The organism is Deltaproteobacteria bacterium (genome assembly GCA_028818775.1).
Classification (GTDB): Bacteria; Desulfobacterota; Binatia; order UBA9968; family JAJDTQ01; genus JAJDTQ01.
Genome location: JAPPNE010000044.1, coordinates 1 through 23,661 on the forward strand (window position 1 = coordinate 1; position 23,661 = coordinate 23,661).

The following is a 23,661-nucleotide window of genomic DNA, read 5'->3' on the forward strand; positions in this document are numbered from 1 at the left end:
GACGGCTGCGGCGCATGGGCGAAAGCCCCTACAAGCGCCAGTTCCGCAGCATGTCCTTCGCACGCCGCGACATCGCCCTGGAATAGAATTGTCAAGGTCTCGATCGAGCACCCGTGACCGATCCCGCTAGCGTAATCTTCCCGTATCTTCGGGCGCCGGAAGAGCCGATCCGCTGCGCCGCCGCCCGCGCCCTCGGCGCTTTGGGCGACGAGAAGGCGGCGCCGGCTTTGGTGGAAGCGTTGCTGGACCCGGATCCGGACGTGCGCGCCGATGCCATGGGGGCGCTGGCGCGCTGCGCCCGGCCGGAGGACGCGCCCGCGGTCCGGCGCTCGTTGCGGGGCGACCCAGTGGGCGAGGTCAAGACGGCGGCGGTGCGGACCTTGGGCCGGCTCAGGGACGAGGCGTCCACGCCGTTGCTGCGGGCGCTGGCGCGGGATCGATGCGAGTCGGAGGCGGCATGGGAGGAGGGTGCGTGGGACGACTGGCTCGACGTGCAGGTCGCCGCCATTACGGCCCTGGGGGACATGGGCGACGAGTCCGCGGTCGATGATCTTATCCGGGCGCGGGCCGACGAGGACGGCCAGGATCTCGACCACGTGGTCTTTGCCGCCCTGGCAAAGATGCCCGGACGTGGAGTCGCGGCTCTCCTTCATTTCCTCGGGGACGGAGACGCGCGGGTTCGGCAGCGCGCTCTGACGGCGCTGTCGCGGGCCGGGCGGGATCGGCTGGCGCCGCTCCGCGACCGCTTGGTCGTCGACCCGAGCCCGGGCGTTCGCCGGCTTGCCGTGGACTGCCTGGACGCCAAAGATGCGGCGTTGCCCGCCCTGGCATTGAAGGATCCCGACGCCTCGGTCCGCGCCGTCGCGTTGTCACGGGTCGCTGCCGGCCGTGCGGATATCGTCCGGGCGGCTCTTGCCGATCCCGACACCGAAGTCCGCGCCACGGCCCTCGAAGCGCTGGCGCCGCATATCTCCCCCGGTGACGAGCCGGCGCTTGCCGCAACACTGACGGCCTGGCTCTGGGAGGCCGATGCCCGCTTGGCCGTGGCGTGCGCCTCGGCGCTGCCCCGGGTGATGGGAACGGAGGCGGCGAGCACGCTACGCGACACGGCGGCGGACGGAGAAAGGCTGCCCGAGGTGCGCATCGCCGCGCTCAGGTCACTAGGGGAGATCGGCACCCGGGCAGCGGTCGCTTCGCTGCGGGCAACGGCGCTGGACCCGGTCCGGCAGGTCCGGCTGGCCGCGCTGGCGGCGGCTGCCGAGGTGACGCGCGGCACCTCCGAGGAGGGTCGGGGACCAGCGCGAGCCCTCTTGATCGACGCTGTGTGCGGGAATCTTCGGCGTGGGTCCTCCGACGGCGCGGACACGGCCGATGACCTACCGGTCCGCGCTGCTTCCGGGCCGGGCGGGAGCGGACCCATCGCCATCACTCCTGAAGGCGGCATCGTGGCCGCGGACGCGCCGGCGCCGAACGCCGCCGTCGGGGGCGCCGGCGCCGGAGGACAGCCGTACCCGCGCTCTACGCTGGAAGCGATTCAGGCCACGGGGCTTCAGACGGCCGCGCCGGCCCAGGCCCCTCCGGCGTCTTCGCCGGCCGGCGGGCGGACCCGCTCCCGCCGCGTGCCGGTGGAGGGCACGGACGACGTCGAGGCCGATGTCCGGATGGCGGCGATCAGGCTTGCCGCGGAGTGCGAGGGCGATGACATCGACGATTCGCTGGCGGCGGCCGCGGAGTCGACGGCGTCCGAACTGCGGGCGGCTTGCTTCGAAGCCATCGCCCAACGCGCCGACTCCATGCCGCTGTCACCCGTCCTGCGGGCCGTCCTGGTCCGCTCCCTGGGATGCGAGGACGCCCGGGTGCGCTGCGCCGCCGTGCGGGGCTTGACCAGCGCGGCGGACGATGTGGCCCCACGGCTCGTCCCGCTGCTTGACGACACCGACGCTTCGGTCCGGGCGGCGGCGTTGACGGCGGTTGCCGCCGTCCAGCCCGCGAGAGTCGTGGCGGGTTTCCGCGACTCCTCGCCCCTGGTTCGCCGAGCCGCGGTGAACGCCGCCATCGCGGCAGGTGAGGATCACTTCCTTGAAGACGGTCTGCGGATGCTGGTGGAGGATGGGCACACCGACAGCCTCATGGAGGCTTGCGCGCGTCACATCGGCGTGACACCGAGGTTGGTCGAGATGCTGAGCGCTTCCGAAGTCTCGAGGTCAGGGCTTCGGACCGTTCTGGAAGCCCTGGGCAGCGTCCAGTAACGGATTGCTCGGCGCGGCGATGGCGCTGGCGGAGCCTAATCCACGCTCATGCTTCCAACCCTCACGGCGTTTTGTGACGGGGCGGAGGTCCCGCCAGCATACCTATTGACAACACATGCGTCTAAAGATACGTTTATCACTACGTTTAGTTGAATTGGTGGAGGTTCTAATGGCGAAATTGCCTCATATTATACCCGTGACCGACCTGCGGCAGGATGCGGCGGCCGTGTTGAAGCGGGTCGGCAAGTCGCGCGAGCCCTTCGTCATTACGCAGCGCGGCCGGGCGGCCGCGGTGCTGCTGAGTGCGGAAGCTTACCAGCGTGCGGAGTCTGAACGGCAAATGCTCCGGCTACTGGCGCAAGGAGAGAAAGATATTGCCGAGGGACGGGGTGTCCAGTTGGACGCGGTGCTGGCGGAGGCCGACGCGCTGCTCGCGGCTGAAGACTTGTGAGTGTCCGATTCACGCTATCTGCCCGTGCCCAATTCCTTGCCGCGATTTCCTATATCAGGCGCGACAACCCGGAAGCAGCGAGACGGTTTCGTCAACGCTCGGAGGAAGTTCTACGCCGGATCGAGAGCTTCCCGGAATCCGGCAGAGTCATTCCCGAATTTCCGGAATTGCCCTACCGGGAAGTCGTCGTTCCTCCCTACCGCTTCTTCTACCGTCGCGAAGGCGACACGGTCTGGATCGCAGGTGTGTGGCATGGCGCTCAACTACCGGGTGAACCCTGAGGATCGCGGAGGCGTGTGGGCGTTGAATCTCCAGGCCTGTCAGGCGAGGGAACCGGACAGGACATTACGATGCGCATTGTGATCCACGGACAGCAGGCGTTCGGAAAGGCCGTGCTGGAACGGCTTGCGACGGGACCCGACGAGGTGGTTGGGGTTTTCTGTCCGCCGGACCACGAGGACCGGCCCGCGGACCCGCTCAAGGAAGCGGCGCTGGAGCGCGGGCTGCCGGTGCGCCAGCCCGCCACCTGGAAGACGGACGAGGCGCTGGAACTGATCAGGTCCTTCCAACCCGACCTTTGCGTCATGGCCTATGTGACGCTGCTGGTGCCGAAGCGAGTGCTGGACGCGCCCGCGCTGGGCACGATCCAGTACCATCCCTCGCTGTTGCCGCTGCACCGCGGACCCAGCTCCATCAACTGGGCGCGCATCATGGGGGACGAGAAGACCGGCCTCACCATCTTCTGGCCGGACGAGGCTCTGGACGAGGGTCCGATCCTGCTGCAGAAGGAGGTGGAGATCGGCGAGGACGACACCGTGGGCAGTCTCTACTTCGGCAAGCTCTTCCCCATGGGCGTCGACGCCCTGGCCGAGGCCGTGGAGCTGGTGCGCGCCGGCACGGCCCCGCGCATCGAGCAGGACCACGGCCGGGCGACCTACGAGAGCTGGTGCGGCGAGGCGGATGCGGAGGTCGACTGGTCCAGGCCGGCGGAGGAGGTGCACCGCCTCATCTGCGGCACCGACCCCCAGCCCGGCGCCTGGACCACCGTCGACGGCAACAAGCTGAAGCTTTTCGGCAGCCGGGTGGGAGCGGACAAGGGCGCGCCGGGAGAGATCCTCGACCTCTCCGGTGCCGGCATGGCAGTCGCCGCCGGCGAGGCGAGTGTTTGGGTGCAGCGGGTGAGGGCGCATGATTCGCGCGCAAAGGTCGGCGCCGCCGAATACGCCGGGCAGGCTGGCGTTGGTCCCGGGTCGCGCCTGGGCTGACTTGTCATTTTCGGACCCGTTTCTCTTCGTTACGGACTCGTTCCTCCTCATCGGCCCGACGAAAGGTTGAGCGGCGTCCGCGTTCCGTGCCAAAGTTTACCGGAAGATGGTACGCGCCCGGTTGGACAGGCTCAACGGCATGCTCGACGAGGTGCTCCGGACCAACGAGTTTTATCGGCGCAAGCTCGAAGGGCGCGTCGCACAACGCCCGGAAGGCCTGGATGAGTTGTCGGAGCTGCCGTTTACCACCAAGCAGGAGTTGGTGGACGACCAGCTCGGGCACCCGCCGTTCGGAAGCGACCTGACCTATCCGCTGGAGCGCTACGTGCGTGTGCACCAGACCTCGGGCACAACGGGGCGGCCCATGTACTGGCTGGACACCGAGGCGTCGTGGGACTGGTGGGGCGAGTGCTGGAAGGCGGTGCTGGAAGCGGCCGGGGTCGGGCCCGAGGACCGGATCTTTTTCCCGTTCTCCTTCGGGCCGTTCGTGGGGTTCTGGAGCGGCTGGGAGGGCGCCCGCAAGGTGGGTGCGCTGGCCGTCTCCGGCGGCGGACAGTCCACGCAGCAGCGGCTCAAGAGCCTCCTGGACTACGGCGCCACCGTGCTGGTGTGCACACCCACGTATGCGCTGCACATGGCGGCGGAGGCGCGCCGCGCGGGCATGGACCTGGCGCGGAATTCGGCCGTGCGGGTAACGGTGCACGCGGGCGAGCCCGGCGCGAGCATCGCGTCCACCAGGCAGCGCATCGAGGAGGCATGGGGCGCCCGCTGCTTCGACCACACCGGCGCCACCGAGGTGGGCGCGTTCGGCTTCGCCTGCGAGGCCCTGGCGGAGGGAGTCCACGTCAACGAGGACGAGTTCATCGCCGAGGTGGTGGACCCGGAGAGCGGCACGCCGCTGCCGGACGGCGCCCGAGGCGAGCTGGTGCTGACCAACCTGGGCCGGGTGGGGAGTCCGGTCATCCGCTACCGCACCGGCGACCTGGTGGAGCCGCGGCGGGGACCCTGCGCTTGCGGGCGCGATTCGCTGGTGTTGCAGGGGGGTGTTCTCGGGCGCGTGGATGATATGGTGGTGGTTCGGGGAGTGAACGTCTTCCCGAGCGCGGTGGAGGGCATCGTCCGGCGGTTTCCCGAGGTGGAGGAATTCCGCGTGGACGTGGTGCGGACCGACGGGATGGCCGAGTTGAAGATCACGGTGGAGCCGGTCGCGGCCGGGGCGCCGGCCGGACTCGGGGAAGGCGTGGTGGAGTCCGTCCGGGACAACCTGCACATCCGTCCGGTGGTGGAGGTGGTGGCGCCGGGGACCCTGCCCCGGTTCGAGTTGAAGGCAAGGAGGTTCTTTCGGAGTTGAGCAGCGCCATTTCCGACAGCGAGACCATCACCGGCAAGCGCCTGATGCGCCTGCGGGTCAACGGCGAGCCGCACGAGGTGGCGGGACACGTCACCCACAGCCTGCTGGAGGTGCTCCGGGAGGAGATGGGCCTCACCGGCACCAAGCACGGGTGCGAGCTGGGCGAGTGCGGCACCTGCACCGTGCTGGTGGACGGCGAGCCCATCTACTCGTGCCTGATGCTGGCGGTGGAGGCCGAGGACCGGGAGGTTACCACGGTGGAGGGCTTGGCCCTGCAAGGCCGGGCGCATCCCTTGCAACGGGCGTTCTCGGACCTGAGCGCCGCCCAGTGCGGCTACTGCATTCCCGGCATCCTGCTGGCGGCCAAGGCGTTGCTGGACAAGCAGCCGGACCCGGCACGCGCCGACATCGAGGAGGCGCTGTCGGGTAACCTGTGCCGCTGCACGGGCTATACCAAGATCATCGAGTCGGTGGAGCAGGCCGTCAGGGAAATGCGCGGCCAAGAAGGTACACGGGCATGAAGAAGAACGGGTTCTCGGTCATCGGCAAGCCGCTGCCGCGCATCGACGGTCCGGCCAAGTGCGCCGGCGACACGCGCTACGCCGACGACATGGTGCTGCCGCGCATGCTGTTTTCCCGGCTGCTGCGGAGCCCGCACCCCCACGCCCTGGTGCACGGCGTGTCGGCCCGCCGGGCGCTGGAGTTGGCGGGCGTCCACGCGGTCATCACGGGCGCGGACGTGCCTACCAAGTTCGGCATCATGCCTTCCACCCAGGACGAGGAGGCGCTGGCGGTGGACAAGGTGCGCTACGTCGGCGACCCGGTGGCGGCGGTGGCGGCGGTGAGCGAGGACGTGGCCGAGGAGGCGCTGGGGCTCATCGACGTCGACTACGAGGTGCTCGACCCCATCCTGTCCATCGAGGGCGCGCTGGCGGCCGAGGATCACCGCATCCACACGTGGAACCGGCACGCCAACATCCAGAAGGCGGTGTCCTTCGAGTTCGGCGACGTGGACGGCGGTTTCGAGGAGGCCGACGAAGTCTTCGAGGGCACCTACTTCTTCCAGGGCAACACGCACCTGCCCATGGAGCAGTATTGCGCGCTGGCGAGCTACACCCCCGACGGCAAGCTCACGCTGTGGTCCTCCACCCAGACGCCGCACTACGTGCACCGTGCCCTGTCCCGGGTGCTGGGGCTGCCCATGGGGCACATCCGGGTGGTCGCCACGCCGGTGGGCGGCGGCTTCGGCGGCAAGAGCGACCCGTTCTCCCACGAGATCGCGGTGGCCAAGCTGGCCATGGTCACCGGGCGGCCGGTGAAGATCACCCTCAACCGGGAGGAGTCGTTCTACGTGCACCGGGGACGCCATCCGGTGAAGATGTGGATGCGTACGGGTGTCAAGCGCGACGGCACCCTCACGGGCATGTGGTTTCGCTCCTTCCTGGACGGCGGCGGCTACAGCAGCTACGGCTTGGCCACGGTCTACTACACCGGCGCGCTGCAGACCGTGACCTACGAGCTGCCGGCCTACAAGTTCGAGGGCGTGCGCGTGTTCACCAACAAGCCGCCGTGCGGCCCCAAGCGCGGCCACGGCACGCCGCAGCCGCGCTTCGCCATGGAAGTGCAACTTGACGAGATCGCCGAGAAGCTCGGGCTGGACCCGGTGGAAATGCGCCTCAAGCAGGTGGTGGTGCCCGACAGCGTCACCGTGAACGGTCTGCGAGTCTCCACCATCGGCCTGCGGGAATGCATCGAGAAGGTGGCCGAGCGCTCGGGCTGGAAGGACAAGCACCGCGCGCTGCCCCACGGCCACGGCATCGGTTTCGCCGCCAGCTCCTACATCAGCGGCGCGGGCCTGCCCATCTACTGGAACGACATGCCCCACTCGGGAGTGCAGCTCCGGGCGGACCGGGGCGGCGGCGTCACGGTCTTCTGCGGCTCCACGGACATCGGCCAGGGTTCGGACTCGATCCTCGCCTTCGCCGTGGCCGAGGAGCTGGGGCTTCGGCCGGAGGACGTGCGCGTGGTGACGGCGGACACCGACCTCACCCCGGTGGACCTGGGGAGCTACTCCAGCCGGGTCACGGTGATGACCGGCAACGCCGCCATCCAGGCCTGCGGCAACCTCAAGGAACGCCTGTTCGAGGTGGCCTCGGAGGTGCTGGAGGTGCCCGCCGACGACCTGGAGATGGAGGAAGGGCAGGTGCGCAGCCGCAGCCTGCCGGAGCGGGGCCTGGCCTTCGCCGAGTGCGTCGAGCGCGCCGAGACCCGCTTCGGCACCCTGGGCACCACCGGCAGCTACCGGCCGCCGCGCCATCCGGGCGACTACAAGGGCGCCGGCGTCGGCCCCACGCCGTCGTACAGCTACTCCGCCGCGGTGGTGGAGCTCCACTGCGACGGCGACACCGGCGAGATCCGCATCGACAAGGTATGGATCGCCCACGACTGCGGCCGCGCCTTCAATCCCTTGTGGGTGGAGGGGCAGGTGGAGGGCAGCGTGTACATGGCGTTGGGCGAGGTCTTGATGGAAGAGCAGATCTTCCGCAAGTCGGGCGTGCACAAGATCCCTTCCATCCTGGAGTACAAGAGCCCTACCACGCTGGAGACGCCGCCCATCGAGACCATCCTGGTGGAGACCGACGACCCCGAGGGCCCGTTCGGCGCCAAGGAGGCCGGCCAGGGTCCGCTGCTGCCCGTGATACCGGCGGTGTCCAACGCCGTCTACGATGCCGTGGGCGTGCGCATCCGCGAGATACCGGTGACCCCCGACAAGATCCTGCGGGCGCTGGACCAGCGGCTGAAGGATCCCACCGTGCCGGCCTTCGAGTTTCCCACGCCGATTCGCTGGGCCCCGGGCCAGGGCGTCGAGGTGCCGCAAAAGAGCTAGGTATCGTCACGAGGCGGATTGATGCTGCGACTTCCCGATTTCACTTATGTCCGGCCCCGCACGCTGGCGGAGGCGTCCGGCGCGCTTCAGGAGCTGGGTGCGGAGGCGATGGTCGTGGCCGGGGGCACCGACGTCTACCCCAAGATGAAGCGCGGACAATTCACGCCCCGCTATCTGGTTTCGTTGAGCCGTATCGAAGAGCACCGGGGCATCCGTCGCGAGGAGGGGCGCGGGTTGTGGATCGGCGCGGGCGAGACCCTGAGCGCCGTCGCCGGCCATGAAACCGTGCGCCGGGCCTTTCCGGCGCTGGCCGACGCGGCCGGACTGGTGTCCACGCTTCAACTCCGCAACGCCGGCACCATCGGCGGCAACCTGTTCGTGGATACCCGCTGCAACTACTATGACCAGTCGTTCTTCTGGCGCCAGGCCGTGGGCTTCTGCCTCAAGAAGGACGGGGACATCTGCCTGGTGGCGCCCAAGAGCCGCGTCTGCCTTGCCATCTGCTCCTCGGACACCGCCCCGGTGCTCAGCAGCCTGGGCGCCGAGGCCGTTCTCGTCGGCGCCGGCGGCAGCCGCGAGGTTCCGCTGGACTCCCTCTACCGCGACGACGGCATCGACTACCTCGCCAAGCAACCGGACGAGTTGTTGCGGGGGGTGTGGATCCCGGAGGAAGCGTTCGGATGGCGCAACGTCTACCTCAAGCTGCGCCGCCGGGGGTCCTTCGACTTCCCGGTGCTGGGGGTGGCGGCGGCCTTGCGGATCGATGCGTCGGGCACGTGCGAGGGGGCCAAGATCGTCCTCACCGCGGTCGCGTCGGCGCCCAAGGTGGTGGCCGATGCCACCGGGGTCCTGTGCGGCAGGCCGGTGGACGAGGGCGCCATCGACGAGGCCGCGGAACTGGCCATGCGCGTGTCCCATCCGCTGGACAACGCGGACATGGATTACTGGTATCGAAAGCGCATGACCCGCGTCTATGTCACGCGCGCGTTGCGGCAACTGGCGGCAGCCGGCGAGACGGCCGGCGGCGCGGACGCGCCCACCGCGTGAGCGGTACGGGAGGGGAAGCCATGGCGGTACCCGCTGAACTGGAAGCGAGGCTGGCGAGCCTGGAGAACCACCTGCGTACGGAGAACCCGATTCTTCTGAGCGCGGTCCAGAGCTTCCGCAAGCTCGACGACATCTCGCGGCGGTTGGGTTTCCTGGCCGCCGACGAGTCCCACGCCACGCGCATTCCGTGGTGGCCGCTGGTGGCCGTCCTGGGAACCTATTCGTCCGGCAAGTCCACCTTCATCAACGATTACCTGGGGCAGGGGGTGCAGCCCACCGGCAACCAGGCGGTGGACGACCGCTTCAGCGTCCTGTGCTTCGGCAAGGAGCAGGACGTCCGCGTGTTGCCGGGGGTGGCGCTGGACGCCGACCCGCGCTTCCCGTTCTACAAGATGAGCCGCGCCATCGAGGAGATCAGCGCCGGCGAGGGCAGCCGCATCGACGCCTACCTCCAGCTCAAGACCTGCTCCAGCGAGGCGTTGAGAGGCAAGATCTTCATCGACTCGCCCGGCTTCGACGCCGACCAGCAGCGGACCGCGACACTACGGGTCACGGACCGCATCATCGACCTGTCGGACTTGGTGCTGGTGTTCTTCGACGCCAGGCATCCGGAGCCCGGCACCATGCAGGACACCCTTCAGCACTTGGTGGAGGAGACGATCCACCGGACCGACTCGAGCAAGTTCCTTTACGTGTTGAACCAGATGGACAACACCGCCCGGGAGAACAACCCGGAAGACATCGTGGGCTCCTGGCAGCGGGCGCTGGCGCAGAAGGGGCTCACCGCGGGGCGTTTCTACTGCATCTACAGCCCCAACGCCGCCGTCGTCATCGAGGACGACGGGCTGCGGGGGAGTTTCGAGCAGAAGCGGGACGAGGATCTTTCGGAGATCCATGGACGCGTCCGGCAGGTGGGCGTGGACCGCTGCTATCGCATCATGGGCGTCCTGGAGCACACCGCGCGCGACATCGAGTTGCGCCTGGTGCCGAGGCTCCGGGAGATGATCACCGACTGGCGCCGCCGGGTGCGGCGGCTGGACGGCGCCGTCTTCGCCGTGCTGCTGGCCGCGGTGCTGGGGTGGGCGGTCTGGCAGGGCGCATGGAGCGACTACTGGGCGGTGCTTTCAGGGGCGTCGGCGTGGACCTACGGCGTGCTGGCGGCCGCGGCCCTGGTGGCCGGCTACGTCCACCACACCGTCCGGCGATTGGCCGCCGGGCGGGTCCTGCGAACTCTCCGGCGCTCGCTGGGAGCCGAGCGCGACACCGAGGTGCTCGACGCCCTCACCGCGGCATTCCGCAAGAACACGAGCCTCTGGCGCAACGTGTTCTCGGCGCGTCCGGCCGGCTGGAACCCCGCCACCCGGCAGCAACTCTCCGAGGTGATCACCGAGGCCAACGGCTACGTGCAGACTCTCAACGACCAGTTCACCAACCCCGGCGGCCGGACGGACGCGGCGCCCCCGGCGGATCCGCCCGCCGAGGCGTCCGGGTAGCCGGCGACGCTACGACTTGTCCGTGGCCGCCGCCAGAGGAACCTTCCCGGGCACGCCGGCGTGTTCCGGTGGGGTGAATTCGCGGCCGACGATGCCCGAGGAGACGATGAACTTGAATGCCTCCTCGATGTTGTAGTCGGTGTCGATGACTTCGTTCTCGGGCACCAGCACCAGGAAGCCGGACGTCGGGTTCGGGGTGGTGGGGATGAAGACCGACAGCATCGTGTCGGCGGAGGAAAGGTTGAACGTGTCGGGCCGGGGCGTGGCCACGAGCCCCATCATCCAGGCCCCCTTTCTGGGATACTCGAGCAGCACCACCCGCTGGAAGCTCCGGCGCGGACCGTGGAGCGTCTCCACCAACTGTTTGACGGCGCCATAGATGGAACTGACCAGCGGCAGGCGCATGACCACCTGGTTGAGCGCTGCCAGGACGCGGCGGCCGACGATGTTGGTGCCGAACACTCCGACGAGGAAGATCAGCAACAGGACGATGAGCAAGTTGATGAACGGGACCAGGAGCGTCAGCCAGTAAAGCTCATCGAGGTTGAACAGCGACAGGACCCACCTCAGCACAGGCGTGCCCGAGTTGCTCAGCAGATTGAAAAGGAACGCGATCAGCAGGTACGTCACGAAAAGGGGGATCAGGATCAGCACCCCCGTGATCATCGCGTTTCGCAGGAAATGAGGTTTTCTCGCTTGCATAAATGCTCGTGCGGCGCTTGTGATGGGGCCAAAGGATACGCGAAGCCCACCACCGTGGCAAGAGTCCCCGGATAGTCCTTCACACAGTGTTGACAATTTCGCCTAAGTCGTTATACAGTCGGCAAAATTCCTGCCCGTTTTCGCAGCACAGGAGAACAGAACTTGACCTTTCTCAACGATACCATCGATGCGTTGGAGCATTCTCCGTCCGGACCCCTCGGCGGAAACGGGCGCGACGACATTCTCGCGGGGCTTGAAGAACACCGGCCGGAAGGCTCCTTCGACCTGTCCGATTACGCGGCGGTCATCGGCGGGGAGCGCATGGACGAGATCAAGCGGCTGGCGGAGCCGTTGACGGGACGCACGTGGGTCAACGTCAACTCCACCTCCGTGGGCGGGGGCGTCGCCGAGATGCTGCGCAGCGCGGTTCCCTTCGCTCAGGCGCTGGGGCTGACCGCCCGCTGGTGCACCATCCGCGGCAACGATGCGTTCTTCCAGGTCACCAAGAAGTTCCACAACCTGCTGCAGGGCGCGGACGGGCCGATTACCCTGGACGAAATATTCGGCGCCTACCTCGACACCATCGAGGAGAACGCCCGCGATGCATTCATCGCCGCGGACCTCACCGTCCTGCACGACCCGCAGCCCGCGGCCATGATCATGAACGCGCCGATTCTGGGCAAGACGCTCTGGCGCTGCCACATCGATACCTCGATACCCAACAAGGCCGTATGGCGCTTTCTCCTGCCGTACATCAACCAATATGACGGTGCCATTTTCACCACGCGCGAGTTCGTGGGGCCGGGGCTCAAGGTCCCCGTGTACGAGATCATGCCGTGCATCGACCCACTGGCGCCGAAGAACCGGCACTACACCCGGGCCGAGGCGCTGGACATCCTCCAGCCGCTGTTCACGGCCGACGGCGTGGACCCCGAAAGGCCCATCTTCGCGGCTGTTTCCCGCTACGACCGTCACAAGAACCAAGGGACCATCCTCAAGGCGTTCTCGCGGCTGGTCGAGGAACGGCCGCGGGGGCCGAGGCCCTACCTGCTCTTCATCGGCAACACCGCCACCGACGACCCGGAAGGAGACGCGGTGCTGAACGAGTTGCGGCAGCAGGCCGGTGACCGCGCGGACGTCCGGTTCTGGGTCAACGTGGAGGACAACGACCGCGTGGTGGGGGCGCTGATGAGCATCGCACGGGGCTTCGTGCACGTTTCGACCCGCGAGGGCTTCGGGCTGGTGGTGGCGGAGGCCCTGTGGCAGGGGGCGCCGGTCATCGGCTCCCGCGTGGGCGGCATCCGGCGCCAGATCATCGACGGAGTCACGGGCCATCTCGTGGAACCCCGCGATGTCGACGCCATCGCCGCGCGCATGGCGGCGGTGCTGGACGACGCGGACGCGGCGGCGGCCTTGGGGCGGCAGGGGCGGGAGCACGTGCGCGAGAACTTCCTGCTTCCGGAGTTGGTGAAGCGTTACCTGATCCTCATGAGGCACTATTTGGGCATCACCGCGGATCTTCCGCCGTTCACGTATCGCGAAATCAGCAACGATGCAGTCGCTCGTGAGTATCCGTCGGCGTAACATGACCGTGCATGCTCAACTTTTTCTTTACAACTTCGTTAAAGCGGCATACTATTGGTCTTACCGGTTAAAATTGGAACGACATCCCGTCCACCGGGGTGAGGAAGGGAGGGTTATGGCAGCGACAAAGACACCGGCGAAGGCCGCCCGGAAGACGGCGGCCAAGACAGCGACGAGAATGACCCAGGCACAGATCGTGTCTGATCTGGCGGCCAAATGCGATCTCAGCAAGACGGTGGCCAAGGATTTCCTGGACAATCTGTCGGCGTTGGCGGTCAAGGAGGTCAAGAAGAACGGCGTCTTCATCGTTCCGGGCATCGGACGCCTCGTGAAGGACAGCCGCAAGGCCCGCTTGGGACGCAATCCCGCCACCGGCGAGACGATCAAGATTCCCGCCAAGAGGGTGGTCAAGTTTCGTGTCGCCAAGGCTTGCAAGGACGCCATCGTACCACCGAAGAAACCGCGGAGCTGATCCGCCCAGGCTGGAGGTCATGGGAGGATGGCCTCCACACGGCGCGGTGTCCTGATGGACTCGGTGGACGTTGAACCATGGCGGGGGAGTCCAGACAGGGCAGGGTCCTGGCCCTCTACCATTTGAAGGGCGGAGTCGGCAAGACGACCGCCGCGGTCAATCTTGCGTATCTGAGTGCTGATTCGGGTTTCAAGACGCTGATCTGCGATCTCGACCCGCAAAGCTCGACGACTTATTTCTTCCGTGTCAAGCCGGCGCTCAAGCACGCCCGGAGGGTACTCCTCAAGGGCGGCGCGAGAGTCGCGGACAACATCAAGGGAACCGACTACGAAGGTCTGGATCTTTTGCCGGCGGATTGGTCTCTTCGGCATCTGCCGTCCCTGCTGGGTCGCGTCAAGCGATCCAAGAGGCGGCTGAGGGAGATTCTCGATCCGTTCCGGGGTGAGTACGACCTGATCGTCCTGGACAGCCCGGCCACCGCGACTCTGCTGGCGGAGTGCATATTCGTGGCCGCCGACTTGTTGCTGGTTCCGGTGGTCCCGTCTACCCTCGCGGCCCGCGCCTACGCGAACCTGCGCCTCTTCCTGCGGCGCAAGGGATATGATGAAGCAAAGGTGTGGGGTTTCTTTTCCATGGTGGAAGCCCGCAAGAAGATGCACCGGGCCACGATGCAGGCCATGCGGGAACAGTTCCCGCAATGGTTGCCGGCGACGATCCCCTACACCGTGGACGTCGAGAGCATGGGCCTCGCCCGGGCACCGCTTCCGGTCCGTTCCCCGAGAGCCGTCGCGACCCGGCGTTTCCGGGAGTTGTGGGAACAGGTCGCCGGACGCGTGGACGGCCGCGGCCCGGAAACGGACCCTTGGGCGCGGTCGTTTCCGGTACGCGAAGTTCTGGAATGAAGTCGCCGGCCACTCCCCCACCCGTAGAACAGTCTTTCCTCATCCCGTCCGGCGAGGCGGGCCGGGGCGTGTTGCGCGACTTGCGCCGGACCTTTGCCTTGAGCGAGGACGGCCGCTCCAGGGTGGAAACGCTGTACCATGACACGTTCGACGGGCGCCTCTTTGCCCGCTCCCGCGCGCTGCGCCTCGCCCGGGGGGAGTTGACGCTCGAATGTCTCGACTCGCCCCACGATGTGGCTTGCGTGTCCTTCGATGGCTCGCCTGAATTCGCCGACGGGCTTCCTCCGGGTGTGCTGCAGGAAGCGTTGCGCCCGCTCACCGGGAATCGCGCGTTGCTGCCGCTCTTCTCGATCCGCTCCGACGTTCGTGCCTGGCGTCTGACGAATCGCGAACAGAAGACAGTGCTGCGGTTGGCGCTCCTTGACGAAGAGGCGGCGTACGGCGGGCGCTCCGAGCGGCTGGGTCACCGCGTGGTGGTCCGTCAGGTACGCGGTTACAAGAAGTCTTTCCGCGAGGTGTGCGAGTGGTGGGAGCGGCGGGGCGTCAGGCCCGAGGGCCACTCCCGCTTTCGCGCGGCGCTCGAGGCGTTGGACCTGGACCCGGCGCGCACGGCGTCCCTGTCGCGGGTTCCGCTGACCGCCTCCATGCACGCGAGCGACGCGGTCCGGGCCATGCTGCACGCTCAGTATCGGGTGGCGCGCGCCAACGAGGAGGGCCTCCGCAACGACACGGACGCCGAGTTCCTGCACGACTTCCGGGTGGCCGTCCGCCGCGCCCGCTCCTTTCTGGGCCAACTCCGCGAAGTCTTCAAGCCCGGGCCCGCGGCCGAGTTGAGGAAGAGCCTGTCGCGCCTGGGCCGCTCCACCAATGCCCTGCGCGATCTGGACGTGTACATGGAACACCGCGGGGAATACCATGCCCTGCTCAGTGATCCCCTGGCCGGCGATCTCGCGCCGCTGTTCGATCATGTCGCGGGGGCGCGGGCCGCGGCCCGGCGGGAGGTCACGGCCGCGATGGGCTCGGCCGCCTATCGCGATGCGCTGGAGCGCTGGCGGGCATGCGTCGAGGAGGACGCGGGACTCCCCGCGGGCCGGCACGGCTCGGAGCCCCTGGCGCAGGTGGTCGGCGCGCGCGTGGCGCGGAGGTGCCGCACCGTCCTGGAGCAAGGCTACGCCATACCCGAGAACGCCGATCCGGACGCGTTGCATTCCCTGCGCATCGAGTGCAAGCAGCTCCGTTACCTCACCGAGGTCCTCGCAGAGCTGTCGCCGGAGGTCCGTGGCGTGGTCCCACGCCTCAAGAAGCTTCAGGACGCGCTCGGGAGGATACAGGACCTGACCGTGCACGAGGCCCGGACACGGGACTTCGCCCGCGCCCTGTCGGAGGCGGGCTCCGATGCGGCGCTGCCGGCAATCGAGGTGCTGGTGTCGCGCATGGGCGCGGAAAGGGACCTGGAGTGCGCCAGGGTGCGCGGGCTGTTCGTCAAGTTCAGCCGCGGCCTGCGTGAAACCGAGCCGCCGTATACGCTGCTGCTGCCCTGGCTGCGGCCGTTGTAACCCTCCATCGGGTCACGGTGCGCGGGCCGGGGCGACCGCCGTCACTAGCGCGGCGTTCGGCGGCGCGAAGGGAACATGGCCGCGCCGATGATGCCGGCCTGGTTGCCGAGGCGGGCGGCCTCCACCCGACAGCCCACGTCCTTGATGTAGGGGAAGAACCTTTCGGGGCGCTTGCTGACGCCGCCACCCAGGATGAACAGATCGACTCCCAGCAGGTACTCGACGTGGACCAGGTAGTCGTTGAGCCGCTTGCCCCACTTCTTCCAGCTCAGGCGCCTGCTCGTGCGGATGCTCGCCGCCGCTCGCTTCTCGGCGGGCTTGCCGCGCATCTCGAGGTGCCCCAGCTCCGTGTCGGGCAGCAGGACGCCGTCGCGGAAGACGGCTGATCCGATGCCGGTCCCCAGGGTGACCACCAGCACGGTGCCGGCGACACCCTTGCCCGCGCCGAACTCGAACTCCGCCAGCCCGGCGGCGTCGGCGTCGTTGCCGATGGCCACGCTCGGCGCGTTCAGCTCGGTCTCGAGACGGCCTGCCAGGTCATAGCCGATCCATGAGGGATCGAGGTTGGGTGCGCGCTGGACCCGGCCGCTCTTGACCAGGCCGGGGAAGCCGCAGCCCACCGCGCCGCGCCATTGCAGTTGCCGCCGCAGCTCCTTGATGGTCTCCATGACCGCCGCCGGCGTCGCCGGCTGCGGCGTGGGCTGGCGCACGCGTTCCGTCGCCAGCTCTCCGCTCGCGGTATCCACCAGCGCCGCCTTGACCCCGGTGCCGCCGATGTCGATGCCCATGACTCTGTCTGCTTCGCTCATCGTCTCCTCGTAGCCGCGCACGTGAACTCTGCCGCTTCATCATCATGGAACCCCCGCCACAATTCAACACCCGGCAACAGGCTCACCTTGCCGGAGACGGGAAATCCTGCACATATTGGTCCACGGGCTCTGTAACGCACCATCATCATGCTCCACGTTCTCACCAGCCTGGTGGCCGTCCTGGCCGCTACGGTGGCCACGGTCTCCGTGTTCCACAAGCTGAGGCTTCCCGCGGTCATCGGCTATCTCGCGGTGGGCGTGGTCATGGGTCCCCACGGCTTGAGCGTCATCGGGCACGGGGAGGAGCTCGAGCTCCTGGCCGAGATCGGCATCGTGTTGCTGCTGTTCTCCATCGGTCTGGAGTTTTCCTTCGAGCGCTTTCTCGCCGTCAAGGGGCCGATCATCACCGGCGGTCTGCTGCAGGTGGCGCTCACCGCCCTGGCCGTGACCGCGGTGGGCGTCCACCTGGGCTATCCCGTGCGCATCAGCTTCTTCTTCGGCATGCTGGCGTCCCTCAGCAGCACCGCCATCGTGCTCAAGATCCTGAGCGACCGTGACGAGTTGTCGGCCCTCCACGGCCGGCTCGCCATCGGCACCCTCCTGCTCCAGGACATCATCGCCGTGCCCATGATGCTGTCGGTGCCGGTGCTGGGGGAGACCGACACGTTTTCCTTCCAGGTGGTTGCGCTCACGCTGGGGAAGGCGATCCTGGCCGTGTTCCTGATCTTCACGGCGTCGCGTTTCGTCGTGCCGTGGTTCTTGCACCAAGTGGCGCGCCTGCGCAGCCAGGAGGTTTTCGTCCTGTTCGTGCTGCTCATCTGTCTCGGCACCGCGTGGGCGGCGTTTCAGACCGGCATTTCCCTCGCCTTGGGGGCGTTCATCGCCGGTTTGCTGATCTCCGACTCCGAATACAGCCACCAGGTGATCGCCGACATCCACCCGTTGCGCGACACTTTCGCCGGCATCTTCTTCATCTCCATCGGAATGCAGGTGGACTTCCACTTCGTCAGCGAGGAACTCGCCGTGATCGCCGGCGCCTTGCTGCTGCTGGTGCTCATCAAGGGCGGCCTCATCACCGCCATCTTCGCGACCTTGCAGCGGTCGTTTCGTCTCGGCCTGTTTCTGGGCCTGGCGCTCGCCCAAGTGGGCGAGTTCTCGCTCATCCTGGCGCGCATGGGCGGCGCGTTCGAGCTCCTGTCGCCGGCCCAGGAGCAGATGTTCCTGGCCGTCGCGATCCTCAGCATGCTGGCGACCCCGCTGCTGATCCTCGCCGGGAGTCGCTTGGGGATGGCGCTGCACGGCGGCGCCGGGACGCCTGGGGAGCCGTCCCAAGACGCCGTGGCCGGGCACGTCCTCATCGTGGGCTACGGACTCAACGGCCGGAACCTGGCACGGGTCCTGCGCGAGGTGGACATCCCCCACAGAATACTGGACCTCAACCCCCAGGCGTCGCGAACGGCGCGTGCCGAGGGCGAAAGTATCGACTTCGGCGACGCGACGCGTCCGGCGGTGCTGAGCGGAATGGGCGTGGAACGGGCGCGGGTCCTGGTGGTGGCCATCAGCGACCCCTCGGCGACCTCGCGCGTCGTCGCGAACGCGCGGCGGTTGAACCCCGATCTCTACATCATCGTACGGACGCGCTACGTGGCCGAGATCGCGCGCCTCACGCGGTTGGGCGCCAACGAGGTCATCCCGGAGGAGTTCGAGACCTCGGTGGAGATCTTCGCCCGGGTCCTCCAGGAGTACCACGTGCCGCGCAACGTCATCACCCTGCAGGTGGAGATGGTGCGCCGGGAGGGTTACGGGATGCTGCGCGGGCTGCGGCTGGAGGGCAAGAGCCTGGACCGCTTCGGCCGGTTCCTCACCGGCGCCACCGCCGACACGTTCCTGGTGCAGGAGGAGGCGCCGGGCGCGTCCATGACCATCGGGGAGCTGAAGCAGCACTTCCAGGGGCGCACCGGGGTCCTGGCGCTGGTCCGGGACGGCGTCTCGGTGGAGAGCCCTCCCATGGACCACCGGCTGTGCCCCGGCGACATCCTGGTGCTGCTGGGGAGCCACGCGGACCTCGACCGCGCCGTGCAACTGCTGACGGCGCCGCGGGAAGACGGGATTGAGTGACTGGACGGAAGATGGTTGGGGCGACCCTTCGGCCGCCCCAACCCGGGTTCGTCCGTCTACATTCGGTGGTGCGGATTCCTAGATGTCGTAGTACAGGGCGAACTCGTAGGGGTGCGGCCGCAGCCTCATGGGGTCCACCTCGTTCGTGCGCTTGTAGTCGATCCACGTCTCGACCACGTCCTGGGTGAAGACGTCGCCCTTCAGGAGGAAGGAATGGTCCTTCTCCAGGGCGTCCAGCGACTCGTCGAGGCTGCCGGGCAGGGACTCCACCTTGGCGGCTTCCTCGGGCGCGAGGTCGTAGAGGTTCTTGTCCAGCGGCTTGGGCGGCTCGATCTTGTTGGCGACGCCGTCGAGCCCGGCCATCAGCATGGCCGGGAAGGCGTAGTAGGGGTTGCAGCTCGGGTCCGGGCTGCGGAACTCCAGGCGCCGGGCCTTCTCGCTGGTGGAGTAGGTCGGGATGCGCACCGCGGCGCTGCGGTTGCGCTGCGAGTACATGAGGTTGATGGGCGCCTCGTAGCCCGGCACCAGCCGCCGGTACGAGTTGGTGGTGGGAGCGATGAACGCGCACAGGGCGGCGGCGTGCTTCAGCAGCCCGCCGATGTAGTAGCGCGCGGTGTCGCTCAGCAGCGCGTAGTTCTTGGCGTCGTAGAACACGTTCTTGTTGTTCTTCCACAGGCTCTGGTGGGTGTGCATGCCCGAGCCGTTGTCCTGGAAGATCGGCTTCGGCATCATGGTCACGGTCTTGCCGTTGCGCAGGCCGACGTTCTTGACGATGTACTTGTACTTCAGCACCTGGTCCGCCATGGCGGTCAGCGTGCCGAAGCGCATGTCGATCTCGGACTGTCCGGCGGTTCCCACCTCGTGGTGATGCACCTCGCACACGATGCCGCAAGACTCCAGCGTCTTGACCATCTCGGAGCGCACGTCCTGGAGACTGTCCATGGGCGGAACCGGGAAGTATCCTTCCTTGTAGCGCGGCTTGTAGCCCAGGTTCTTCTTCTCGCCGTTGCCGGAGTTCCAGTAACCTTCCTCGGAGTCGATGTAGTAGAAGCCGTAGTTGTAGCTCTGGTCGAAGCGAACGTTATCGAGGATGTAGAACTCGATCTCCGGGCCCCAGTAGCTCGTGTCCGCGATGCCGGTGGACTTGAGGTACGCCTCGGCCTTCTGCGCGACGTAGCGCGGATCGCGGCTGTAGGGCTGGCCCGTGAGCGGGTCCTTGATGTTGCACACCAGGGTCAGGGTGGGCAGCGCGGTGAACGGGTCCATGAAGGCGGTGTTCGGATCCGGGAACAGCAGCATGTCGGATTCGTCGATGGTCTGGAACCCGCGGATGCTGGAGCCGTCGAAGCCGATGCCGTTCTCGAACAGATCGGTGTCGAACTCGTTGGTGGAGATCGAGAAGTGCTGCCACAGTCCGGGCAGGTCGCAGAAGCGCAGGTCGACGATCTCCGCGCCGTTCTTCTTGGCAAAGTCGAGCACTTGTTTCGCTGTCATGGCGTTCTTCCTTTCAAGAGCGTGGTTGACGGTAATTCCTCTGATTCAGACGCAACGTCCGTGCCAAGGCGGCGTCAGGCCGATCGGCGGTGTATTTGCCTGCCCGAGCGGGTCCGGCGTGTGTGGCAGGTCAACGGCCGGCCGCGCGAATGCACAGTTTTTGTTCAATGGCTGCCCAACGATTGAGCATGCCTCATGAAATGAAGACCCTGGCAAGGCGGTGCAAGGGCGAGCTTCGTCCCAGGCTTCGCTTCGCAACTTGGCTTGACATCAAGGTGCGGCGGGTGCAAACAGTATACGTTTTTCATTGAAAGATACATATTCTTCGAGATGGCAATGGCAATCGGAATGTCATGGATTGGCATGGGAGCTTCAACGCCACGGAATCACGCTAAGGAGGTTATTCATGGTGAATGTGTCCGATGGAATCCGTAGGATGGCCATGGCTGTCGTGCTTGCGGTCTCGCTATCCGGTTGTGGAGGCGGCGGTGGGGAAGGCTCGCCGGTCCGTCCGCCTGACACTGGCGTCGTGCCGCCCGACACTGAGGTATCAATCGATTGGTGGATCGAAGGACCGCTGACAGGCGTAGCCTCAGGAGAAGCCCATGACGCTTTGGAGGCGGCTCAGCGAAGGGTCAGCCCGGCGATCCCGGGCAGGGACACCAGAACCTTCGGATCGCAAATCTATGCGGTGGACGCGGCAGGGAATACCGGCAACGAATCTTTTGCGGGTTTCCATTTGGCATTGCCATCGAACGACACCCCCTACGGTCAATGGGGTTTTTGGAACCACAGTCGTCTTTCGCCGGATATCGCCAAGGTTCAGTGGCGATACTCTCCGCGGTATGAAGACCGGAAGAGAAGAGCGGTGTACGGCATTCTGGATTACGGACTCTTCTGGATCCTGGACACCGAAAACGACGGGGGAGAGGGGGGGTCGGTTGCTGGATTCAGTCGGTCTCTTTCAAACCAACTCTATGCAGTCCATAGTCCCGGCCACCAAATACTCAGCCCGGCCTTTCCAGACTTCTTTCCCCGCCCCAACCGGAGCTTGGCCGACCCGGTCGGCCCGCATGGCGCCACGTGGACAGGGGATGCCTTGGGGTTCTCGAAAACGACCCGCAAGACCGTCTACGGACCAGCCGAACTAACCGTCACGGGCGCCTCCACGGTCCCCGTCGATGTGTACTATTACGCGATGAGACTCCAGATCGACCTGAATAACGGCGACAGGCTGATCTTCAACGATCTGACAGGCACCGGCAGTGGTGACAAAAGTTTCAGCAGTCCTGGCAATCACCACCATCCTTTTCAGCAGGATCGGGCACAGGGCATGCTGTTGCGGAGTGCCGATGATGTGGGTGTTGTGGATGTGGTCGGCGCTTTCGAGACCGCCGACTACATCGGTGCCTTTGGTGCGAAAAGAAAGTAAGGGCCTGGAGAACACAAGCCCGCCCGACTCCCCTACCAGGTACCACTTAGGCGCCACTTTATTTCCGGGCCATGCGCACGAAGGCGCTTCGATGACGCAATGACGGTGTATTGCTCCTGCCGCGGGATGGCACCCGCAACCGTTCCGGGAAGTCGTGCTGATTCGGTCGAGCGGAGTTGGTGAGCGGCCCGCAATGTACCGAGAAACTTCGTTTCGCCGCAACAAACGAAGTGACGCACCAGGCGGCTCCACGGCCTGAACGAACGGATATTGGCATTCTGTCCAAGGACTAGCCCACACCGCAGGATAGCCTTGGACATGTCTGGTACTTGGCCAGTGAACCGTTAGCCAGTACGCCATATCACCGCGGTGGCGGGGTCGCCTAGCATGGGACTACCATGAGGGACGAAAGGACCCTTGCAGCGGCTAGGCGCGACGCAGGGCGTCCGACTCGGCCGGTGTTGAACGCCTGTCGCACACGGATTTTGAAGCCATCCATTTTAGATGGTTAATACCCATGTACAGACACTTTCAACGAAACGCATCTTGAAATGTTTTGGTGTTATTTTAATGGTTATGGGCCAACAAAGAACACCACGTCTGAAACCCCTTCTGGATGTGGTCCCCCCGGGCTTCATGGTGGATACGCCGTGGCTCAGGGCTCAGGGCATCGACCCCAAGTCCATTCACGACTATGTTGCCCGCGGATGGCTTGAGCGGGTCATTCGAGGGGTGTACCGCCGTCCGCTGCCGGAAGGCGCACGGGAGGCATACGGAGAGTCATGGGAAATCCCCCTTCTCTCCCTGCAGTGGCTCATGAAATACGCCGTGCATCTGGGCGGGGAGAGCGCCCTCGATGTACTCGGCTACGCGCATTATCTGAGCCTCGGAGGAAAGCGGTGCGTTTGGCTCTACGGCGAGGCGCCGTCCTGGCTCAAGCGGTTGCCGATGGGGACGCAGATCGTGGTGCGCCGGCGCACGCTTTTCGGCGACGACCGGCTGGGCATCGAGGATGCCGGGGCTGGGGCGGGCGGACCGGCGGTCGGCGTGTGGCGCTGGCCTCTCAAGGCATCGTCTCCAGGCCGAGCCATCCTGGAGGCCCTTGACGAGCTGCCGCGGCACGCGAGCTTCGAGAACTTGGACAAGGCATTCGAGGGGCTGGCGTTGCTCCGACCCGGGCGGCTCATGGCGCTTTTGACGGCTTGCCGCAGCGTAAAGGTGCGCAGGCTGTTCTTTGTCTTCGCGGACAGGCACGGGCACGAATGGCGCAAGCACCTGGACGCATCGAGGATCGACTTCGGTTCGGGACCGCGGGCCTTGGTGGAGGGCGGCAAGCTTCACCCGGCCTACCGCATCTACATGCCCCGATCACTCGCGCCCGAGAAACCTGCGGTGGACGGCAATGCTTGACCGGTACGTGGCGCAGGTCCGCCTGCTGCTGAGTGGCTTCGGTAGAATTACCCGGTTTCCCTCGACGGTGCAGAAGTCGCATTTCTGTCCTTCATCAGTTGAGTTGCCTTCGGGGTGGCTGCGACGCTTCGAGACTGCGTTCTGAACCAGACACTCATCGACAAGGAGACCAACATAGGGATCGGCAAGAAGGCGCCCGCGGTCTATCTGGGTGAGATCGAGGCTGAACTGGGCGCAGAGCGCCTGGACAAGGTTCTGGAGTCGCACCTTCTTCCAGGCGGGACCGACTCCTCCGCGAGGGGCAGTTCTCGGACTTCGTGGACGAGCGCCAGCAGCAGTTTGCTGAGAGGATCGAGCAAGTCACGAAGTAAGTCGTGCCGTCGTCCATCCTGCATCTCTGGATGAGAAACCCCACAAGGCGTCCTTCATCCCGCTTTCC

Annotated in this window: 19 protein-coding genes and 1 pseudogene; 17 read left to right on the plus strand and 3 right to left on the minus strand. The window is 66.5% G+C overall.

What is annotated here, in order from left to right:
- Positions 1 to 107: 107 nt before the first annotated feature.
- From OXU42_04010 to OXU42_04055, 10 genes and pseudogenes are all read left to right on the plus strand, one after another.
- Positions 108 to 428 (plus strand): annotated as a pseudogene (locus OXU42_04010) (HEAT repeat domain-containing protein).
- 63 nt (positions 429 to 491) lie between these two features.
- Complete coding sequence (locus OXU42_04015; protein ID MDE0028555.1) at positions 492 to 2,249, plus strand: hypothetical protein; 1,758 nt, start codon at positions 492 to 494, stop codon at positions 2,247 to 2,249.
- 169 nt (positions 2,250 to 2,418) lie between these two features.
- Positions 2,419 to 2,700, plus strand: a complete 282-nt coding sequence (locus OXU42_04020) for a type II toxin-antitoxin system Phd/YefM family antitoxin (GenBank protein MDE0028556.1) — start codon at positions 2,419 to 2,421, stop codon at positions 2,698 to 2,700.
- Positions 2,697 to 2,981 carry a type II toxin-antitoxin system RelE/ParE family toxin gene (locus OXU42_04025; protein ID MDE0028557.1) on the plus strand — a complete coding sequence of 95 codons (285 nt, stop codon included), beginning with the start codon at positions 2,697 to 2,699 and terminating at the stop codon, positions 2,979 to 2,981. Before OXU42_04020 ends, OXU42_04025 begins: the two co-directional genes overlap by 4 nt.
- Positions 2,982 to 3,050: 69 nt before the next feature.
- Complete coding sequence (locus OXU42_04030; protein ID MDE0028558.1) at positions 3,051 to 3,965, plus strand: methionyl-tRNA formyltransferase; 915 nt, start codon at positions 3,051 to 3,053, stop codon at positions 3,963 to 3,965.
- Positions 3,966 to 4,086: 121 nt separating this feature from the next.
- Positions 4,087 to 5,316 (plus strand): AMP-binding protein, encoded by a 1,230-nt coding sequence (locus OXU42_04035; protein MDE0028559.1) that lies wholly within the window; start codon positions 4,087 to 4,089, stop codon positions 5,314 to 5,316.
- Positions 5,313 to 5,837 carry a (2Fe-2S)-binding protein gene (locus tag OXU42_04040; protein MDE0028560.1) on the plus strand — a complete coding sequence of 175 codons (525 nt, stop codon included), beginning with the start codon at positions 5,313 to 5,315 and terminating at the stop codon, positions 5,835 to 5,837. Before OXU42_04035 ends, OXU42_04040 begins: the two co-directional genes overlap by 4 nt.
- Positions 5,834 to 8,203, plus strand: a complete 2,370-nt coding sequence (locus OXU42_04045) for a molybdopterin-dependent oxidoreductase (protein ID MDE0028561.1) — start codon at positions 5,834 to 5,836, stop codon at positions 8,201 to 8,203. Before OXU42_04040 ends, OXU42_04045 begins: the two co-directional genes overlap by 4 nt.
- A gap of 21 nt (positions 8,204 to 8,224) precedes the next feature.
- On the plus strand, positions 8,225 to 9,250 hold the full coding sequence (locus tag OXU42_04050) for an FAD binding domain-containing protein (protein ID MDE0028562.1): 1,026 nt from the start codon (positions 8,225 to 8,227) through the stop codon (positions 9,248 to 9,250).
- A gap of 20 nt (positions 9,251 to 9,270) precedes the next feature.
- Positions 9,271 to 10,743 (plus strand): dynamin family protein, encoded by a 1,473-nt coding sequence (locus OXU42_04055; protein ID MDE0028563.1) that lies wholly within the window; start codon positions 9,271 to 9,273, stop codon positions 10,741 to 10,743.
- Between the two features lie 9 nt (positions 10,744 to 10,752).
- On the opposite strand, the gene OXU42_04060 is transcribed toward OXU42_04055, so the two are convergent.
- Positions 10,753 to 11,445, minus strand: a complete 693-nt coding sequence (locus tag OXU42_04060) for a DUF502 domain-containing protein (protein MDE0028564.1) — start codon at positions 11,443 to 11,445, stop codon at positions 10,753 to 10,755.
- A 162-nt stretch (positions 11,446 to 11,607) separates the two neighbouring features.
- On the opposite strand from OXU42_04060, the gene OXU42_04065 reads away from it, so the two are divergent.
- From OXU42_04065 to OXU42_04080, 4 genes are all read left to right on the plus strand, one after another.
- A complete protein-coding gene (locus tag OXU42_04065) occupies positions 11,608 to 13,029 on the plus strand; it encodes a glycosyltransferase (GenBank protein MDE0028565.1) in 1,422 nt (473 codons plus the stop codon).
- A 115-nt stretch (positions 13,030 to 13,144) separates the two neighbouring features.
- Complete coding sequence (locus OXU42_04070; GenBank protein MDE0028566.1) at positions 13,145 to 13,501, plus strand: HU family DNA-binding protein; 357 nt, start codon at positions 13,145 to 13,147, stop codon at positions 13,499 to 13,501.
- A 77-nt stretch (positions 13,502 to 13,578) separates the two neighbouring features.
- Positions 13,579 to 14,403 (plus strand): ParA family protein, encoded by an 825-nt coding sequence (locus OXU42_04075; GenBank protein ID MDE0028567.1) that lies wholly within the window; start codon positions 13,579 to 13,581, stop codon positions 14,401 to 14,403.
- A 68-nt stretch (positions 14,404 to 14,471) separates the two neighbouring features.
- Positions 14,472 to 15,959: a CHAD domain-containing protein gene (locus OXU42_04080; GenBank protein MDE0028568.1), complete on the plus strand. Its 1,488-nt coding sequence runs from the start codon at positions 14,472 to 14,474 to the stop codon at positions 15,957 to 15,959.
- A gap of 44 nt (positions 15,960 to 16,003) precedes the next feature.
- Here OXU42_04080 and OXU42_04085 read toward each other — a convergent pair whose 3' ends face one another.
- Positions 16,004 to 16,768: an ROK family protein gene (locus tag OXU42_04085; GenBank protein MDE0028569.1), complete on the minus strand. Its 765-nt coding sequence runs from the start codon at positions 16,766 to 16,768 to the stop codon at positions 16,004 to 16,006.
- Positions 16,769 to 16,915: 147 nt separating this feature from the next.
- Between OXU42_04085 and OXU42_04090 the strand changes: the two genes are divergently transcribed.
- Positions 16,916 to 18,886, plus strand: a complete 1,971-nt coding sequence (locus tag OXU42_04090) for a cation:proton antiporter (protein ID MDE0028570.1) — start codon at positions 16,916 to 16,918, stop codon at positions 18,884 to 18,886.
- A gap of 78 nt (positions 18,887 to 18,964) precedes the next feature.
- Here OXU42_04090 and glnA read toward each other — a convergent pair whose 3' ends face one another.
- Complete coding sequence (glnA, locus tag OXU42_04095) at positions 18,965 to 20,380, minus strand: type I glutamate--ammonia ligase (GenBank protein MDE0028571.1); 1,416 nt, start codon at positions 20,378 to 20,380, stop codon at positions 18,965 to 18,967.
- Positions 20,381 to 20,786: 406 nt separating this feature from the next.
- On the opposite strand from glnA, the gene OXU42_04100 reads away from it, so the two are divergent.
- Positions 20,787 to 21,812: a hypothetical protein gene (locus OXU42_04100; protein MDE0028572.1), complete on the plus strand. Its 1,026-nt coding sequence runs from the start codon at positions 20,787 to 20,789 to the stop codon at positions 21,810 to 21,812.
- A 576-nt stretch (positions 21,813 to 22,388) separates the two neighbouring features.
- Positions 22,389 to 23,222, plus strand: a complete 834-nt coding sequence (locus OXU42_04105) for a type IV toxin-antitoxin system AbiEi family antitoxin domain-containing protein (GenBank protein MDE0028573.1) — start codon at positions 22,389 to 22,391, stop codon at positions 23,220 to 23,222.
- Positions 23,223 to 23,661: the final 439 nt, after the last annotated feature.

What these genes read in the sequence shown, in the direction of transcription:
- OXU42_04070 (MDE0028566.1), top strand. Translation starts at nt 13,145, where the DNA reads ATGGCAGCGACAAAGACACCGGCGAAGGCCGCCCGGAAGACGGCGGCC.
- OXU42_04045 (MDE0028561.1), top strand. Translation starts at nt 5,834, where the DNA reads ATGAAGAAGAACGGGTTCTCGGTCATCGGCAAGCCGCTGCCGCGCATC.
- OXU42_04030 (MDE0028558.1), top strand. Translation starts at nt 3,051, where the DNA reads ATGCGCATTGTGATCCACGGACAGCAGGCGTTCGGAAAGGCCGTGCTG.
- OXU42_04100 (MDE0028572.1), top strand. Translation starts at nt 20,787, where the DNA reads ATGGTGAATGTGTCCGATGGAATCCGTAGGATGGCCATGGCTGTCGTG.
- OXU42_04090 (MDE0028570.1), top strand. Translation starts at nt 16,916, where the DNA reads ATGCTCCACGTTCTCACCAGCCTGGTGGCCGTCCTGGCCGCTACGGTG.
- OXU42_04050 (MDE0028562.1), top strand. Translation starts at nt 8,225, where the DNA reads ATGCTGCGACTTCCCGATTTCACTTATGTCCGGCCCCGCACGCTGGCG.
- OXU42_04085 (MDE0028569.1), bottom strand. Translation starts at nt 16,768, where the DNA reads ATGAGCGAAGCAGACAGAGTCATGGGCATCGACATCGGCGGCACCGGG.
- OXU42_04060 (MDE0028564.1), bottom strand. Translation starts at nt 11,445, where the DNA reads ATGCAAGCGAGAAAACCTCATTTCCTGCGAAACGCGATGATCACGGGG.
- glnA (MDE0028571.1), bottom strand. Translation starts at nt 20,380, where the DNA reads ATGACAGCGAAACAAGTGCTCGACTTTGCCAAGAAGAACGGCGCGGAG.
- OXU42_04075 (MDE0028567.1), top strand. Translation starts at nt 13,579, where the DNA reads ATGGCGGGGGAGTCCAGACAGGGCAGGGTCCTGGCCCTCTACCATTTG.
- OXU42_04055 (MDE0028563.1), top strand. Translation starts at nt 9,271, where the DNA reads ATGGCGGTACCCGCTGAACTGGAAGCGAGGCTGGCGAGCCTGGAGAAC.
- OXU42_04105 (MDE0028573.1), top strand. Translation starts at nt 22,389, where the DNA reads ATGGGCCAACAAAGAACACCACGTCTGAAACCCCTTCTGGATGTGGTC.
- OXU42_04020 (MDE0028556.1), top strand. Translation starts at nt 2,419, where the DNA reads ATGGCGAAATTGCCTCATATTATACCCGTGACCGACCTGCGGCAGGAT.